This window comes from Bacillus cereus (assembly GCF_002564555.1).
Taxonomy (GTDB): Bacteria; Bacillota; Bacilli; order Bacillales; family Bacillaceae_G; genus Bacillus_A; species Bacillus_A cereus_K.
On record NZ_NUVD01000010.1, the window covers coordinates 33,370 to 50,832 of the forward strand.

Below are 17,463 nucleotides of genomic sequence, written 5' to 3' on the forward strand. Positions count from 1 at the left end.
TTCATTTTCGCTTCCAGCCGCCAATGATGGAGAAGAGAATGGATAAATTATATGAAGCATCCTTATCTCAATTGGCTGTTATTTGTGATGAAGTAAAACATTGGGATTATGCAGTGGAGCAAGGAGCATATTGTAGCATTTATAAAGAAGATGCAGATTTTATACAATATGCTTTTGCAACACAAGGAATTCGTACATCTATTAATCATGACAAGAGAGAAGGCAAAGAGTCGTATCGTTGTTTAGTGGCAAAATCAAAGCCTAGAGTACAAATAGCAGGAACACCAAAGACAGAAATTCAAACTGTTTCTTCTGAAGATGGATTTAAATACTGTTTTACTACTCATACTGGATATTGGATTATGAGACGAAATGGATGTATTGCTATTACAGGTAATTGTGGCATGGAAGTTGTTATGATTGATAAGAAAAAAGAAGAAATCAACTTCGATCATTTAGACGAAACAATTCGTAAATTTGTCCCAAGTGGTTTTCGTATTCGAGATAAGGAACATCGATTTTCAAAAATGATTGATTTTGATAGTGTAAGAGCCCCGTTTACATTGCAACGTGCTCAAAAGAGTATTGGTACACTTGGGGGAGGAAATCATTTTGTCGAATTGAATGAGGATAACAAAGGGAATGTATACATTGTCATTCATAGCGGTTCTCGTAATTTAGGTAAACAGGTAGCAGAGTATTATCAAAACCTTGCTTACGAGCAACTTATTAATGTTAAATCTATTAAAGAGGAAATTATTGAGCGTTTCACAAGAGAAGGCAGACAACAAGAAATACAGGAAGCTATACGAGGGATTAAGAAGCCGACAATTCGTAAAGAGTTAGCTTATTTAGAAGGTCAAGGATTCAAAGATTACATGAATGATATGAAAATTGCTCAACAATATGCGGAGTTAAATCGTAAAGCAATGATGGATGAAATTGTCACTAGAATGGATTGGAAAGTAACAGATCAATTTACTACAATTCATAACTACATTGATTTGGAAAATATGATTCTACGAAAAGGTGCTATTTCAGCTCAGAAAGATGAACGAGTAATCATTCCAATTAATATGAGAGACGGTTCACTTATTGCATTTGGTAAAGGAAATCCAGATTGGAACTTTTCTGGCCCTCATGGAGCAGGACGTATTATGAGCCGTAAGAAAGCGAAAGAAGTACTTAACTTAGAGGATTTCCAAAATACAATGACAGCGGTTTGGACTACATCTGTTGCAGAAAGCACTTTAGATGAAGCCCCAATGGTATATAAGCCAATGGATGAAATTGTTGAGAATACAAAGGACACAATCGATATTAAACATATTATTAAACCGGTTTACAATTTTAAAGCGAACTAAAAGGGGAGTAACGTTTATAAGATATAATGTTGAAACATATTGAGTATGTTGCTATTTGAAGGAAGATGGATTGTGAAAAATAATGTAAATGTTTATATAGGGGTAATAGCGCATCGCTATCAAGTTAAGAAATACAAATACCCCAAAAATAAAAAAATTGACATCTTCATGTGAAAATGTACAATTTTTTTGTTTTGGGGTGTTATAAAATTCTCAAGTTGATGGATATGGGGTGGGCCCCCTTTTAGCAAAACCGGAGTGGGAATGATGAGTATAAATAGTTTTGTGGGATTGATAAAGAACGAATTATTAAAAGAGGTAAGCATAAGAAGTGAGGATGAATTTGAGCCTGTAGTAGTTAAAGGTATTCCTAGACTTTGGAAGTGTTTAGGGACAGGTAATTATGCCGCAGTATTTATGCACAAAGAATACAAAGAGTGGGTAGTGAAAGTTTACGTGCGAGAAGGAGAAGGAATTGAAAAAGAGTCAGAAGTATACAGAAGAATCGGAAATCATCCTTCTTATTCGAAGCTTATATATAAAGGAGAAAATTTCATAGTATTGAAACGTTTAAAAGAAATTACCTTATACGATGCTATTCATAAGGGGAATAAAATTCCTAAGCAGGTAATTCTTGATATCAATGAAGCTTTAGAGTATGCAAGGGAACAAGGATTAACTCCTTGTGATGTTCACGGGAAAAATGTGATGATGGAAAACGGAAGAGGATATGTAGTCGATGTATCTGATTTCTTAAAAACAAAAGAAGATAGTAAGTGGAGAGACCTAGAAAAGGCATATTTTACATTTTACTTGCCTTTCATTTATAAATTGCCTTTCCCTGTTAAAATACCGTATTTCATGTTAAACATTGTTAGACGTTTATATAGAAAATATAAGAAGCTTAAACAGAAGTTCAAATTGTAAAAGGATCACATTGTACTTTAGTGTAGCTGCAATACCTACGTTTTGGAATTTATACATTGTATTTCTAATGGTTTATTTTATATCTATCGTTTGGATGAAAAGAGAGGTGCTTGAAGAGAGTAGTTCTCTTTTGGTTTTTTATTAAGTTTTTGAAACGGCAATGAAAGGGTGAAGGGTGTAATGAAGCGAGAATTATCTAAATTAGCAGACGTGCTAGTCAATCATTCTACTAAAGTGCAACCTGGTGACCAAGTATTAATTCAAAGTGTTACTGAAATAGATCCTATGGTAGTTCGTGAAATTATTAAGGCTGTGGAAAAAGCAGGGGGATATGCACATGTATCAATGCGTGACGTTTCTGTTACAAGGCAATTAATTTTGTCTGGATCTGAAGAACAATTTAAGTTATTTGCAGATTGGGAGTGTTACCGTTTAAGTAAGATGCAAGTATATATTAATCTTCGTAGTCCTAGAAATGCATACGAATTAGCGGATGTACCAGCAGAGAAAATGAAGTTATATCAAAAGATATTTGGAAAGGCTCATAGCGAAGCTGTATATAAAACGAGATGGGTGACAACTCGAATTCCGAATGCTGCTTCAGCGCAAGAAGCGAATATGAGTACCGAGGCTTATGAAAAATTTTATTATGATATTTGTACGTTAGATTACAATAAAATGTCCAAAGCAATGGATCCGTTAAAAGAATTAATGGAAAAGACAAAACAAGTGAAAATCATTGGGAATGGTACGGATTTGAATTTTTCCATTGAAGGAATCGGTGTTTTAAAGGGAGATGGCACAGATAATATACCTGATGGTGAAATATATACAGCACCTGTTAAAAATTCAGTGAATGGGATAGTAGCATTCAATACAGTATCTGTTCAACAAGGTTATGCGTTTCAAAATATAAAGTTACATATTAAGAACGGGAAAATAATAGAGACATATGCAAATGATACAGAGCGAATAAATCGTATTCTTGATACGGACGAGGGAGCTAGATATATCGGAGAGTTTGCGCTGGGTTTTAACCCATACATACTACATCCGATGAATAATACGTTATTTGATGAAAAAATAAATGGTAGTTTTCATTTAGCGATTGGAGATTCGTTGCAAGGTGCAGATAATGGGAATACATCAGCGATACATTGGGATTTAGTAAACATTCAAAGGCCAGAGTATGGCGGTGGTGAAATTTGGTTTGATGATGTACTGATTAGGGAAGATGGATGTTTTATTTTACCAGAGCTGTTAGGATTAAATGAAGAGAATTTAAAAAGGTAAAGTGCTTTTTGAAAGTTGTGTAAAGGAGACTAAAACCTTAGGACAGGGGCAATATAGGAGGAAGTTAAAATGGGAAAGAATGAAATGTTTCAGGATTTTAATTTTAAATTAGTGGTAATTGAAGCTTTATTAGATAAAGAGCCATTATTTCTAAAAGAATTGAAAGACTTAATAGATAAGTATACGAATAATTTCGAATGGTATTCAGGAGCTGGACCAATTGTTGAAATCAGAGATTTTTTAGAAGAGTTAACTTTGGAAATAAGTGATTTGGAAAAGATTGAATCCCTTTGCTTTGATGGTGGGAATGAAATTTATCATATTTTAAAGCCTGATTGGGATGGTGAAGACAGTTTATTTGATGTAGTATCTGTTGAAGGATTTCAAAATCTAAAAAACTTAAACACAGTGGAATATATTTCAATGTGTTATCCAAAAGTGTTAGAACCATTAAAACAAGCTGGAATAGAAATTGAGGATTAATGAGAAGCAAGTTATGTACTAATGGAGGTGATTTTTCTTATTGAAGGATCGCTTTTTCTTATGCAACTACCAGAGCAGAATGGAGGATATTATGATAACAATCGATATAGATGGTGAAGCCTATTGGAGTAAAACTGTTGATTTAGGCGTTTTAGGTAAATTCAATAGTATTTTTATAGATTTAGAATGAAGAGAATTTAAAATGGTAAAGTACTTTATTGAAATTGTGTAAAGGAAATTAAAACACAACATATTAAACGAAGTGATTTATCGTATAATTTTATATTCAGTTAATATTAGTAGGTTAATAGAAAAATTAGTGTTAATTGCTAAATGAGGCGTGTAAAAAAGCCAAAATCTCTTAAAAAACACTTAAATTTTTACTGCATCAATCTTTACAATCCCACCTTATAATGTGAATTGGACAAGCATCTAAGAGAAAGCAGAACATGTCAGTTTGAACATTCTATTATTAGTGGGAGAATTTGTATGAAAAAGGCAGTTGCTTCATTAGCTGTTATAGCGGCGTTATTACCGACGTTTTCAGCACATGCAGAAGTAAAAGAGCAAGTTCGAAAGTCAGCTACAACTTTTAATGTTATTAGTGACATTCAAGGAGATTTAGGGGATTTTGATCATGTGTTAAAAGATATGAACAAAGTGACGCCACTTTCCAGAGCGCTTATTATGAATGGGGATATAACGTCAACTGGACAGCAGTCACAATATGATGATGTTAAGCGTGTGTTAAACAAAAATAAGCTCCCGGGAAATGTATGGTCAACTGTTGGAAATCATGAATTTTATGCTGGTAAATGGACGGCTGATGGGAAACTCTCTCAAAATACATGGCCAAATGGTGTAACTGAGGAAACGCTATTTAACCGCTATCTGAAATTTAGTGGGCAAGAAAAGGTATATCATAAAAAAGAATTAGACGGTTATCCGCTGCTATTTTTAGGAACAGAAAAATATATGAGATACCACGATTCAAAAATGTCGGACGAAGTATATATGAGTGATGAACAATTAGGTTGGTTAAAACAAAATTTAGAAGAGTACAGCCAAAAAGATAAAAATAAACCAATTTTCATTTTCTCTCATCACGTTTTACCTGATACTGTGTCTGGATCAAAACAATCACCATATTTACAAGATTATTTAAACGTTGATAAATTGTACGATATATTAAAAGACTATCCGCAGGTCGTTTTCTTTACGAGTCATACGCATTGGGATTTAAACATACCGGACTGGGCTGGTAAAAAGAAAATTGCAGGCGGAGATGAAAAAGGATTTACAGTTGTCAATACTGGCGGAATTGAAACAGGCTGGATGTCAGCTGGACCAAATGGCGGAGAGAAAACGGCTCCGGATGGATATTCATTTAAACAAGGACTACAAATAAAAGCGTACGGTAACGACGTAATCGTAACGGCTTACGATTACAAACGTGATAAGGATATAAAGAAATTATTAATTAGCGATTCGAAAGTCGCACAAATGGCACCAAATGTAACAGCAGATGATAGTAAAAACGTAATCGTCGGTGCGACAGAATACATGGAGTACACAATTGAAGGAACGAATGAGTGGCATACGTATAATCCAGGAAATCCTCCGAAATTTGATGGGGACAAAATCGTTTACGTCCGTCATAAAGGAGAAATGAATTTACAGCCGGGATTAACGCAGCTGCTTCGTTTTTCGGTAAATAAGTAATTGGAAGAGGGCCTACTTTTTAATAAGTAGGACTTTTTTGTCGGAAAGTCAATATAAATTTCATGTACCGTACTGAAATTGAAATTCAATACATTTTTAATCCAGAAAGATGACTTCATCATTTTTACATGTAATAATAGTATCGTTACATATATTGTGAAAGAAGTACAAAAGGAGCGTTACAATGAATTTAGCTAAATTCCCGAGAAAAAAATATACAGAATCATATACACCAATTGAAAAGTTAAACAATTTTTCTGAAGCACTTGGTGGACCAACTATTTATTTTAAACGAGATGATTTACTTGGTTTAACAGCTGGTGGTAATAAGACGAGAAAGTTAGAGTTTTTAGTTGCGGATGCACAGGCAAAGGGTGCGGATACGTTAATTACAGCAGGCGGTATTCAGTCTAACCATTGCCGCTTAACTCTTGCAGCTGCGGTAAAGGAAAAGATGAAATGTATCCTTGTATTAGAAGAAGGGCTTGAACAAGAAGAGAAGCGAGACTTTAACGGTAACTATTTCTTATACCACTTATTAGGTGCTGAAAACGTAATTGTTGTACCGAACGGAGCAGATCTTATGGAAGAGATGCAAAAAGTAGCGAAAGAAGTAAGTGGAAAAGGGAATACACCATATGTAATACCAGTTGGTGGGTCAAATCCTACTGGCGCAATGGGATACGTTGCTTGTGCACAAGAAATTATGGCGCAATCATTTGAGCAAGGAATTGATTTCAGTTCAGTCGTTTGCGTAAGCGGTAGCGCTGGTATGCACGCTGGTTTAATTACTGGTTTTTCTGGAACACAAAGTAACATCCCTGTAATCGGAATTAACGTAAGTAGAGGAAAAGCGGAGCAAGAAGAGAAAGTAGCAAAACTTGTAGATGAAACTTCAGCTCACGTTGGTATTCCAAACTTTATCGCGCGCGACGCTGTTACATGCTTCGATGAATATGTAGGTCCAGGTTACGCATTACCAACACCAGAAATGGTAGAAGCCGTTCAGTTACTTGCGAAAACGGAAGGTATTTTACTTGATCCAGTGTATACAGGTAAAGCAGTAGCGGGATTAATTGACTTAATTAAAAAAGGTAAATTTAATAAAGAAGATAACATTTTATTCGTACATTCAGGTGGTTCACCAGCTTTATATGCGAATACGTCTTTATTTGCGTAAGTGTGAAAAGCATTGGGTATCCAATGCTTTTTTGTTATATAATGGAATTATTAGGGAGGAAGAGGGGAGATTATATGAGTTCAAATTTGAAATGGATCATATACACAATACTCAGTATTTCTATCTTATTAATTTCATTTGTGGCTTATGGGGTGTATTCGTATTTTACATCGTGAAAAGAGATGAGATTCAATTTATTTTTCAGTTTGAAAATCCGAAAATAGAGGCGAAAACTCTAATAAGGATAAAGTGGAAATAATAGCGGGAGATAATCAATACGCTCAATTAACAGAAAAAAACAGATTCACTTTGTTTAAAGTTGTTACCGATGAAAAATTTTCAAAAATATATGGTACGTAACATTTTGTGCTACCTCCGAGAAAATAAATATATACGACAAATTATGACAAAGACATACATATACTTTTGTTATACTAGAAAAGTTATTAATTTGTAATGTATATATAGGGGGATTTTTTAATGTTAAAGAAATTATTATTATTTGTACTGATGAGCTTGTGTGTAATTGCTTTAAGTGCTTGTAAAGGTGATGAAGAAAAATTAAAAGCAACAACAGATGAGCAAAAAGTGGATGAAGATAAAAAAGTAGTAGAGGAAGAAAAAGCTAAGCAAGAAGANNGAAGAGCAACAAAGAGCAGAAGAAGAGAAGCGTAAGCAAGAAGAACAGCAAAGAGTAGAGGAAGAAAAACGTAAACAAGAAGCGCAGAAGGCTCAGCAACAGCAGTCTATGCAACAAGCGAGCACACAAAAACAAGAAAAAGCAACACAAGCAACAGGTGGGAAACCAACAAGATCACAAATTTCAGTTGGTTCACATGTAGTTATTCAATTGGATAATGACTATAGTAAAACTGTAAGCGGTGTTGTGAAAGATATTTTAACAAATAGTGAAACACATACGTACGGAATTAAAGTTCGATTACAAGATGGGCAAATTGGCCGTGTTCAAAGTGTTAGTTAATGAAAAAAAGATTAGCAAAATGCTAATCTTTTTTATTCATTCAAATTTGGATTTACAAAGATGGTAAATTAGTAGTCACAACAAATGTAGTAACTAGTAAATATAGCACGGGTGAAGATACATCACCATTACTTGTTTTGTTTTTTTGCTCTTGCAAACTTCCAAAAAGCTACAAGTAGTATGAAAAGCGGTATTCCCTGAATGAAGAGAAATCCTCCCAAAAAATAAAGTGCACGACTAAGTTAATAGATTTTGTTAGATTACGATAATCTTTTTTGTAATAGAATAGATTCATTACCGTTGCAGACCTATGTATTCATTCATAACCTAACAGTAAAAGGGGGGATGATTAAAGGTATGGCGTTTAATGATGAATTAATTTGTCAACAGTTTGCAAGAATTATCGGTGGCCAAGAAGGGTTCGCCGGTGGAAAATGCGTGGCAACAATAAATCGGGATGAAATACAAGCAACTATCTTAGGGAAACGTTTTAGAGTAACAACTTCCTTCTCATTCGAATCAAGAGATAATAAAACTGGACGGGCATTATGTCTAGGCCGGGTGGCGCTCTTACAAAAAGAAGTCAATGGATTTGTTGCTACAATTATTAAACAAGGAATAATCGTTTCGTCTATACACAATGAGTGGTTATGCGATGATCCAAATTTAATTTACGTTAATATCGAAGACGTTGATGATCCGCTCATTTTCGCAAGGAAAGTTAGAAGAGCGTTATGCAATTAACCAGTTTCTGTAGTTAAATGAGTGATTATGTTAATTAGAATATTTTAGAGTGTTAGATGTTATATTTGGAAAATAAATTTAAGTGAATAGTTTTATAACATAATAGAGGGCATTCCATATTTGGAATGTCTTTTCTTGATGTTATTGTTACTAATGTGGTTTGTTAAATTATTTCACTTGATTATATGCTACTTATCTCGCAACAACAAGAACTGAGTGAGGTATTCTTAGAGGGGGATGAGCTCCCGATTGTGGAAACCTTCAGGCATCTATTAGCTGGTTAGTTGAAGAAGAATTTGTTTCGTAACCCTTAAGTTAGTATTTAGTATGATACATAAAAATTAAATTCTCCTCCTGCAAGTTGCTAAACTTAAGCCAAATAACTATACCATCTCTAGCAAAATAATTAACATATCCTATGCAAGAAAGTTTAGGTAGCTAATAGCATATGTTTTATTGAAAGGATGTGATTGAATTATGGAACGGCCGAACTGGGGAATTGGAGGATTAGTATTCGTTGGCTGCATGTTTCTTGGTGGAGGGGTGGGTTCTATGTTAGGAAGTACCCAAACTGGATGGCTAATAGGAATGGGTGCTGGATTTCTTGGGATGGCTTTAACTAGACTGATTAGAAAATAATATAACGGAGATTCTTCTTCCAGTAAATAAGGAAATATGCATGTAAGTAATTACTTACATACGAGCTCTATAATATGTAGTAATTGTACTTATAAAAAACCACTCTCTAACAAAGTGGTTCTTTTTGTTTTCTGCTCTGTTAAATTCCAATTGTATCGAAAATAGATGTATGATCTTTGAGATAGGACTTAAGAAAAAGTAAGAATAGAAAAGAGAATGGAAAAAATGAAGGTAGAGTGTAACAAAATTGTAACTTCTATGCTGGTATTGAATGATGAAGGTAGCGGAAGTGCTCGATGCGCAGGAAATCTATATTGGCAGTAGTTTTCACTTCTTTGGTGGCATGGAAGAAAGAGGCTTGGATACATGAGGCCTCTTTTTGCATCATTAGTAACCACCCCTTATTAATTATATTTTTATTGTACAATTTTATTATCATTATGATAAGTTAACTTGTCTTCAAGGTACATAGTAATACAATTTGTATAGATATAAAATTTTCATTCTAGGGGTAATTAAGAATCTTAGCTTGATGGGCATGTGGCAGTAGATCGAAAACGTTCTATTATTGAAGCTGCAACAAATTCTTTTTCAACGTTTGGTTATAAGGCAACAACAATGGACCAAGTTGCAAAGTTAGCGAATGTTGGGAAGGGAACGATTTATACGTTTTTCAAAAATAAAGAAGAATTGTTTGGTGAAATCATTTTTAATTTGATTACAGAAATGAAGCAAGTAGCAGAAATGACTATCGATTCAAATGAACCATTTTTTGAAAACGTACATTGTACTTTATATAGTATTTTAGAGTTTCGAAAAGATCATCAACTTATGATTAAGCTTATTCAAGAAGAGCGAGATATGGGAACAAAAGAAGTGCAAGATGTGATGAAGCAACTGGATGCTACAATTATTACGTTTGTTAAATCGCGTCTTGAAGATGCCATTGCTAAAGGTGAAATTATGGAATGTGATCCAGAAATTACAGCATTTATTATGGTTCGTTTGTATGTATCTCTTATTTTTGATTGGGAAAAACATCATGAACCGTTAGAAAAAGAGCATATCGCTAAACTTTTTGAATTATATTTATTAAAAGGATTGTCAAAATGAGATAATCCCCTTATTATTATAAAATGTGACCGATTGAACAATTCAGTCATGTGTCAGTGAAGGGGAAATTGTAAGAAAATAGAAACATATACGAGAAGATGAATTAGTCGCTATTTTCTTCTTTTTTTACAAAAAAATGACTAAATGAACAATATGGTCAATTATTTAAAAGGAGGAGTAAACAATGCGAGGATTGAAACTGCTTGGAAAAGAGTTTGCTACCATTATCAAAAGTAAAAAAATCTTAATTCCAATTATTGCAGTCTTATTTATTCCAGTATTGTACGCTGGTATGTTTTTATGGGCGTTTTGGGATCCATATGACCAATTAGATGATTTACCAGTTGCAATTGTAAATCTTGATGAAGGTGTAGTGTACAATGGAAAACCGATTGAAGCCGGTAAAGAACTTGTTGATAATTTGAAAGAAAAAGAGGGAGAGGGCTTCAAATGGGAGTTTGTCAGCGAGAAAACAGCAAAAAAAGGAATGGATGATCGCAAATACTACATGACGATTCGCATTCCAAAAGATTTCTCGAAAAATACAACAACATTGATGGATGCAAACCCAAAAAAATCAGAACTAGAGTACATTCCAAATGAAAGCTTAAACTTCTTATCTTCACAAATTGGTGGATCAGCTATTGAAAAAATTAAAGGAGAAGTCTCAGCTGCAGTAACAAAAACATATGCTGAGACAATGTTCGATTCATTACAAGATGTTTCTAAAGGCTTTGCGGATGCGAGTGAAGGCGCTGGTAAGATTTATGATGGTACAGGGAAATTAAAAGACGGTTCTGGGAAAGTAACAGATGGATTGAATAAGATAAATAGTAAGACTGGTGAAATGCAAACTGGTGTTGGAAAACTATTAAATGGATCTCAGCAAATCGAGGGCGGCTTAGGAAAATCAGTAACTGGTTCCCAGCAAATTACGGGAGGTTTAGAAAAATCAGCAACTGGCTCCCAGCAGATTACGGGAGGTTTAGGCCAATTTGTCGATCCAAAAGGAGAGTTCCAAAGCGGTTTAGGACAATTATCAGGCGGTTCTAAACAGTTAGCAGATGGGCTTGTTCAATTTCAAGAAGGACAAGGAAAGTTAGCTGGTGGAGCAAAAGAAATTCAAAAAGGTATTAATGATTTACATGGTGGTTTAGAAAAGTCATCAGCTGGCGTTCAAGAAATGCAAAAGAAATTGCCAGAGTTAACAAAGGGAACTGAAGATCTTAGTGCAGGTGCTTCTGAGTTAGCGCAGGGTGCAACAAAGTGGCAGCAAAAAGCAAATGAGTTAAGTGGTGGCGCTGATAAAACAGCAAAAGGCGCTCAAGACGTTGCGAACGGTTTAGTTGCTTTAAATGAACAAATCAAAAATCTACCTGATGGTGAAGCGAAACAAAAATTACAAGCAACTGTTCAACAATTAGAAGCAGGTAGCAAAGGTGTGGCAGCAGGTACAGAACAAGTTTCACAAGGTGTGAAAGGACTTGCTGGAAAAACAGATGAAATTCAAGGCGGTGCTACAAAGCTTGCCGGTGGCGCAAATGCGATTCATGCTGGTCAGGTAGCGCTTCAAAATGGTGTTGATCAATTACAAAATGGTCAACAGCAACTTGTTGCTGGTGCCGGTAAATTAGCAGAAGGTCAACAGTCATTTGTAACGAATTTCCAAGTGTTTGGTGAGAAACTAGGAGAAGCATCAAAAGGTGCAAGTGGTTTAAATAGCGGTTTAAATCAACTGTCTAGTAAAGCAACAGAAGGTCTAGGTCAGTTATATGCAGGCTCAAATCAATTAACAGGTGGCTTAGGTCAGTTATATACAGGCTCAAATCAATTAACAGGCGGCTTAGGTCAGTTATATACAGGCTCAAACCAATTAGCAGGTGGTTTAGGTGAATTATCTTCTGGTTCAAAACAAATGGCAGACGGCATCAGCCAGTTAGCAGACGGTTCTGGCAAAGTAACAAATGGTCTTGGCGAAGCAAATGATGGTTCAAAAGAACTAGCAACAAAACTTGGCGAAGGTGCTGAGAAAACAAGTGAAACAAAAGGTGACGAGAACAAATATGACATGTTCGCGAGTCCTGTGAAAGTGGAAACTGAGAAAGTAACAGAGGTTCCAAACTACGGAACAGGCTTTACGCCGTACTTCTTATCTCTTGGTTTATTCGTTGGGGCATTGTTATTATCTATCGTGTTCCCGTTACGCGAAACAGTTGGTATACCGAAATCAGGATTTAGCTGGTTTATTAGTAAGTTTGGTGTACTACTTGCCGTTGGTGTGATGCAAGCACTTGTGGCAGACGCAGTGTTACTGTTTTGGTTAGGTGTTGAAGTACAAAGTGTTCCATACTTCATATTGTTTAGTATTATTACAAGCTTATCGTTTATTGCGATAGTTCAATTTTTAGTAACAGCTTTCAGCGATGCAGGACGTTTTATTGCAATCCTGACATTGATTATACAATTAACAACAAGTGCGGGTACATTCCCACTTGAGTTAATTCCGAAACCGCTGCAAATCTTTAACGCATGGTTCCCGATGACATATTCTGTATCAGGATTTAAAGCAGTGATTTCAAGCGGAGACTTCAGTTATATGTGGAAAAACGCAGGTATTTTAATGATCTTTATTGTTCTGTTATCACTTGGAACAATTGGTACATTAACTTGGATGCATAAGCGGCAATATGGAAAGCTTGCTGATGGAACTAAATAATATAAATAAGACGAACAGTCCTTTACTTGATTTTTCTAGTCAAGTAAAGGACTTTTTTATATGTGAGGAAAAAGTATGACGATTACCTTCACGGCAGATTTACGACTTCCATTCCAATAATTAAAACTCCAAATATGTAAGCATAGAAACAATCTTTTAATTTTTTTCTTATAGGGGTTACCATACATGCCCATCAAGCTAAGATTTTGAAGTACCCCAAAACGATAAAAAGGATAAATATGCAAAAAATTTTCGTTCTGGGGGTATTATGATATCTTAACTTGATGGGTGCACGGTTAGTCCCCTTTTATAAACTCATTATTTACCAGACAGGTCTTAACCTCGATGATGTTTTACCCTCATTTGCTTCATAAACTAACTTTGTTAAATCTTCCTTGAGCATTTGCATTCTTTCATCGCCTATGTTTTCAATCCAACGTTGTTCAATTTCAGTTAGTATCTTCTCTTTTGCTCGCACTACTAGCCAACCTTTTTCGGTCAAAACAATAATTTTCCCTCTCTTATCAGTTGGATGAGCTTTGCGCATTACATAACCACTTTTCTCAAGATAATCCACCATTTTACTCACAGCTTGCTTTGTAATTCCTAAATATTCGGCTAGTTCTATACCTGTCGCTCCATTAGGAGTGATGCATTTAAACATAAAACCGTGTACAGGTCTAATATCTCCAAATCCCAATTCACTCAATTTGTCATGTAGTTCATTGATTGATGCGCTAAAGGATAATGACAAAAGTGACGTAAGGTCCAATTCACTAAATACTGGATGACTCATACATAAAACCTCCTTAAATAAAGTCAATACGGTTGACTATATCTGATTTCTATTGTACTATATGACATATAGTCAATCAAGTTTACTATAATTAGTTATAAGAGAAATAAGGGATTCAACGAAACGAAAATTAATAAATTATGGAGGTTTCTCATGGCTAACATCGTGAAAATTAGAGGAAGTGTGTTTGCCCCGTATGCTTGGTTAGAACCTATTAAAGATCCTACAACAGGAAAACTTTTTGAATATACTGGTGATGCACGTGAATTTACACCTTATGCTGTAAACACAATGCGGTCGAGATTAGAGCAAGAAGTGATTATTGATTTTTATAAAAAAGAAATTTTTTCACATGCAAATGCTTGTATCGTAACTGTGAAAATTACAAATCCAGATGGTTCTATCGAGTATAAAAAAGGGAGAACAAGCACAGAAAATATTGTATGCACGAATGTTGTGTGGGGTACTGATGAAGTCTCTTTTAAAATGAGTGCAAGTGCCAGCAATCCTTTAAATACAGCAGCACCTGCAGCTGACTATGTATTAACTATACACGTTAACAAAAGTGGGGTTGCACAAATTGAAGGTGCACATGATGGGTTCCCCTGCTATGAATTTTATAAACAAACAGATTTTGGTCCATTTGAATTAATATATACACATGATTTCAGAAAAACTGGTGACACTCCGGCAGCGCTAGCTGGGGAAATGGAATACAGTTTTAAAACGACAATCTAGATATAAATACTGAATAGAAGTTTACAAGCAGCAAAATTATTTATACGAAAGAAATTGGATCTGTTTTGCTCAATGTGTCAATATTATTACCCAAAATAAAATTAAGAGTTGCAGAGGTGTGTCTCATGACTAATATCGTTAAAGTTAGAGCAAGTGTATTTATTCCAATGTCTTGGACTGAACCTAAGAAGGATACTCAAACAGGAAACGTGATTCAATTCGAAGGTGACTCACGTGAATTTACACCACATGCTGTAAACACTATGCGTTCCAGAATTGAACAAGAAGTGATTATTGATTTTTATAAAAGAGAAATTTTCACATATGCGAATACCGGCATAACAACAGAAAGAATCACAATTCCTGATGGTTCCGTTAATAAGAGAACAGGAAAAGCTAGTACGGAAAATATTTTGTGCACTGATGTTGTATGGAAGTCAAATGACGTCAAATTTAAAATGAGTGCAAGTGCTAGCAACCCATTAAATGTATATGCACCTCCTGTTGACTACCTATTAACTGTACATGTCCAAAAAGATGGTACTGTCGATATTGAAGGTGCACATGATGGCTTCCCTTGTTTTGAATTTTATAAGCAAGTAAATTTTGGTCTGTTTGAGAAAATTCATACACATGACTTCAGAGAAACTGGTGATACAGCTGAAGCTCTAGGTGGAGACATGGAGTATAGTTTTAAAAAGATATTATAAAGAACAATATACTACCCTTTTTATTAGATAAATATATAACAACGTCAAAGAGTGAGTAACAGGAGGAAAAGAGAATGACAACAGTTTTATTTGTAAAAGCAAACAATCGTCCAGCAAATCAATCAGTTAGCGTAAAATTATATTATGCTTTTTTAGCAAGTTATAAAGAATCTCATCCAAATGAGACGGTAGTAGAGGTTGATTTATACAACGAGGAATTGCCATATGTAGGAGTAGATATGATTAACGGCACATTTAAGTCTAGTAGAGGATTGGATTTAACAGCAGAAGAAGCAAAAGCAGTAGCTGTTGCAGATAAATATTTAGATCAATTCCTTGCAGCTGATAAAGTTGTTTTTGGTTTCCCATTATGGAATTTAACAATCCCAGCTGTATTACACACATATATTGATTACTTAAATCGCGCGGGAAAAACATTTAAATATACGTCAGAAGGTCCAGTAGGTCTTATTGGAAATAAAAAAATTGCATTATTAAACGCAAGTGGCGGTGTATATTCTGAAGGACCAAAAGCCCCAATGGAAATGGCTGTTAAATATGTAGCAAGTATGATGGGCTTCTTCGGTGCAAAAGATATAGAAAAAATAGTAATTGAAGGTCACAACCAATTCCCAGATAAAGCAGAAGAAATTATTGCTGTAGGGCTTGAAAAAGCGATTAAAGTAGCAAGTAAGTTCTAATTAACAAAACACTTGTCACTCTATATGGCAGTATCAACACTTTTATAGCGGGTGGTACTGCTTTTTTATTTGCTTAGCTCGCATCAATTGGGCAGTAAGGTCCAAATTGATGCGAGCTTTCCATTCTCAACTTATTAAACGAAAGAAAGCAGGATTACATTACAATGGAACGTTTATGGACAAAAAACTATATAATGCTGACCATTACAGCATTATTATTATTTAGTGGTTTTTATTTACTAATGCCAACACTACCTATGTTTATAAAACAATTAGGTGGAAGTGAATCTCAAGTTGGATTTATTATTGGAGTGTTTACAATATCGGCGGTCATTTTACGTCCTATTGTTGGCGGATTAATGGATCGATATGGCAGGCGAGTATTTATAATAAGCGGACTACTATTTTTTGCAATTACCATGTATTTTTACGATTGGGTAGCAGGAGTTATATTCTTAGTGGTATTACGTATCCTCCATGGAATGAGCTGGGCAATTGCTACAACTTCGATTGGGACGGCTGTGACTGATGTGATTCCACCATCTCGTCGCGGAGAAGGAATGGGATGGTATGGACTTGCCATGACTTTAGGTATGGCTTTAGGACCAATATTAGGTCTTTGGGTAGCAAAATCATTTTCATTTCATTATCTATTTCTCCTATGCACAGTCTTATCACTTATTGCATTCATTCTTTCACTTGGTACAAAAATTCCAGCGGTTAAACATACATCAAAACAACCAATATCATTTTTTGAAAAAACAGTCTTACCAATCGCTATTGTGACATTTTTCTTATCTCTTACTTTTGGTGGCATTACAACATTTTTACCACTTTTTGCGGCGAAAATTCAAGTGAATGCTGGTACTTTTTTCTTAGTTTATGCTGTCACGCTTATAGTAATTAGACCAATTGCAGGGAAAATATCCGATAAGCGTGGAGAAGGGATCATTATTGTTCCTGCGCTTTTTATAATGATAATTGCACTACTCGTCCTAGCAATGACAAAAGGGATTGTTGGACTCGTTATAACAGCTATTTTGTATGGAATTGGATTTGGAACAGCACAACCAGCTCTTCAAGTAGCAACGATACGATTAGCTTCAACAGAGAAAAGAGGAGTAGCGAACGCTACATTCTTTACTGCTTTTGATTTAGGGATTGGTTTAGGCTCTATGCTTCTAGGATTTGTTTCACAACTCATGGGATATCAAATGCTATTTATTATTTGTGCTGTATCTGGGTTTATTAGTCTGTTAACTTTTATTTTGTTTGTAAAAAAGACATTAAAATAATTTTTGAAATTATGGAAAAAGCGCTATTCTTTTTGTAGAATCATAGGAAAGGATGGCGTT

At 35.0% G+C, this 17,463-nt stretch carries 16 protein-coding genes and 1 pseudogene; 15 read left to right on the forward strand and 2 right to left on the reverse strand.

The window, feature by feature from the left end; genetic code table 11:
- The first annotated feature begins 404 nt into the window (after positions 1 to 404).
- From COI75_RS27590 to COI75_RS26790, 9 genes and pseudogenes are all read left to right on the forward strand, one after another.
- Positions 405 to 1,364: an RNA-splicing ligase RtcB gene (locus COI75_RS27590; protein WP_033657994.1), complete on the forward strand. Its 960-nt coding sequence runs from the start codon at positions 405 to 407 to the stop codon at positions 1,362 to 1,364.
- A 267-nt stretch (positions 1,365 to 1,631) separates the two neighbouring features.
- On the forward strand, positions 1,632 to 2,291 hold the full coding sequence (locus COI75_RS04790; RefSeq protein ID WP_000026527.1) for a hypothetical protein: 660 nt from the start codon (positions 1,632 to 1,634) through the stop codon (positions 2,289 to 2,291).
- A gap of 180 nt (positions 2,292 to 2,471) precedes the next feature.
- Positions 2,472 to 3,584, forward strand: a complete 1,113-nt coding sequence (locus tag COI75_RS04800; RefSeq protein ID WP_000817941.1) for an aminopeptidase — start codon at positions 2,472 to 2,474, stop codon at positions 3,582 to 3,584.
- A 69-nt stretch (positions 3,585 to 3,653) separates the two neighbouring features.
- Entirely contained in the window at positions 3,654 to 4,067 is a 414-nt protein-coding gene (locus tag COI75_RS04805) for a DUF6892 domain-containing protein (protein ID WP_000517611.1), read from the forward strand.
- A 489-nt stretch (positions 4,068 to 4,556) separates the two neighbouring features.
- Complete coding sequence (locus tag COI75_RS04810) at positions 4,557 to 5,789, forward strand: DUF4073 domain-containing protein (RefSeq protein WP_000710414.1); 1,233 nt, start codon at positions 4,557 to 4,559, stop codon at positions 5,787 to 5,789.
- A 184-nt stretch (positions 5,790 to 5,973) separates the two neighbouring features.
- Positions 5,974 to 6,969: a D-cysteine desulfhydrase gene (locus COI75_RS04815; RefSeq protein ID WP_001046597.1), complete on the forward strand. Its 996-nt coding sequence runs from the start codon at positions 5,974 to 5,976 to the stop codon at positions 6,967 to 6,969.
- A 480-nt stretch (positions 6,970 to 7,449) separates the two neighbouring features.
- A pseudogene (locus tag COI75_RS04825) lies at positions 7,450 to 7,951 on the forward strand (YwbE family protein).
- A gap of 357 nt (positions 7,952 to 8,308) precedes the next feature.
- A complete protein-coding gene (locus COI75_RS04830) occupies positions 8,309 to 8,695 on the forward strand; it encodes a DUF1259 domain-containing protein (protein ID WP_002095524.1) in 387 nt (128 codons plus the stop codon).
- A 477-nt stretch (positions 8,696 to 9,172) separates the two neighbouring features.
- Positions 9,173 to 9,334 (forward strand): hypothetical protein, encoded by a 162-nt coding sequence (locus COI75_RS26790; protein ID WP_000441013.1) that lies wholly within the window; start codon positions 9,173 to 9,175, stop codon positions 9,332 to 9,334.
- Between the two features lie 256 nt (positions 9,335 to 9,590).
- Here the strand turns inward: COI75_RS26790 and COI75_RS27210 are convergent, their stop codons facing one another.
- Positions 9,591 to 9,722: a hypothetical protein gene (locus COI75_RS27210; protein WP_255265668.1), complete on the reverse strand. Its 132-nt coding sequence runs from the start codon at positions 9,720 to 9,722 to the stop codon at positions 9,591 to 9,593.
- A gap of 152 nt (positions 9,723 to 9,874) precedes the next feature.
- On the opposite strand from COI75_RS27210, the gene COI75_RS04835 reads away from it, so the two are divergent.
- The gene (locus COI75_RS04835) at positions 9,875 to 10,447 is read left to right on the forward strand and encodes a TetR/AcrR family transcriptional regulator (protein WP_000257540.1); all 573 of its coding nucleotides are present in this window, start codon (positions 9,875 to 9,877) and stop codon (positions 10,445 to 10,447) included.
- A gap of 184 nt (positions 10,448 to 10,631) precedes the next feature.
- Entirely contained in the window at positions 10,632 to 13,163 is a 2,532-nt protein-coding gene (locus COI75_RS04840) for a YhgE/Pip domain-containing protein (protein WP_001214645.1), read from the forward strand.
- 322 nt (positions 13,164 to 13,485) lie between these two features.
- Here COI75_RS04840 and COI75_RS04845 read toward each other — a convergent pair whose 3' ends face one another.
- Positions 13,486 to 13,959: a MarR family winged helix-turn-helix transcriptional regulator gene (locus COI75_RS04845; RefSeq protein ID WP_000019316.1), complete on the reverse strand. Its 474-nt coding sequence runs from the start codon at positions 13,957 to 13,959 to the stop codon at positions 13,486 to 13,488.
- A gap of 153 nt (positions 13,960 to 14,112) precedes the next feature.
- Between COI75_RS04845 and COI75_RS04850 the strand changes: the two genes are divergently transcribed.
- The 4 genes from COI75_RS04850 to COI75_RS04865 all read left to right on the forward strand — a co-directional run bounded on the left by COI75_RS04850 (position 14,113) and on the right by COI75_RS04865 (position 17,403).
- A complete protein-coding gene (locus COI75_RS04850) occupies positions 14,113 to 14,697 on the forward strand; it encodes a DUF3238 domain-containing protein (RefSeq protein ID WP_006097469.1) in 585 nt (194 codons plus the stop codon).
- Positions 14,698 to 14,822: 125 nt separating this feature from the next.
- Positions 14,823 to 15,407 (forward strand): DUF3238 domain-containing protein, encoded by a 585-nt coding sequence (locus COI75_RS04855; protein ID WP_000182106.1) that lies wholly within the window; start codon positions 14,823 to 14,825, stop codon positions 15,405 to 15,407.
- A 74-nt stretch (positions 15,408 to 15,481) separates the two neighbouring features.
- Entirely contained in the window at positions 15,482 to 16,108 is a 627-nt protein-coding gene (locus tag COI75_RS04860) for an FMN-dependent NADH-azoreductase (protein ID WP_000214305.1), read from the forward strand.
- A 164-nt stretch (positions 16,109 to 16,272) separates the two neighbouring features.
- Positions 16,273 to 17,403, forward strand: a complete 1,131-nt coding sequence (locus COI75_RS04865; RefSeq protein WP_000440638.1) for an MFS transporter — start codon at positions 16,273 to 16,275, stop codon at positions 17,401 to 17,403.
- Positions 17,404 to 17,463: the final 60 nt, after the last annotated feature.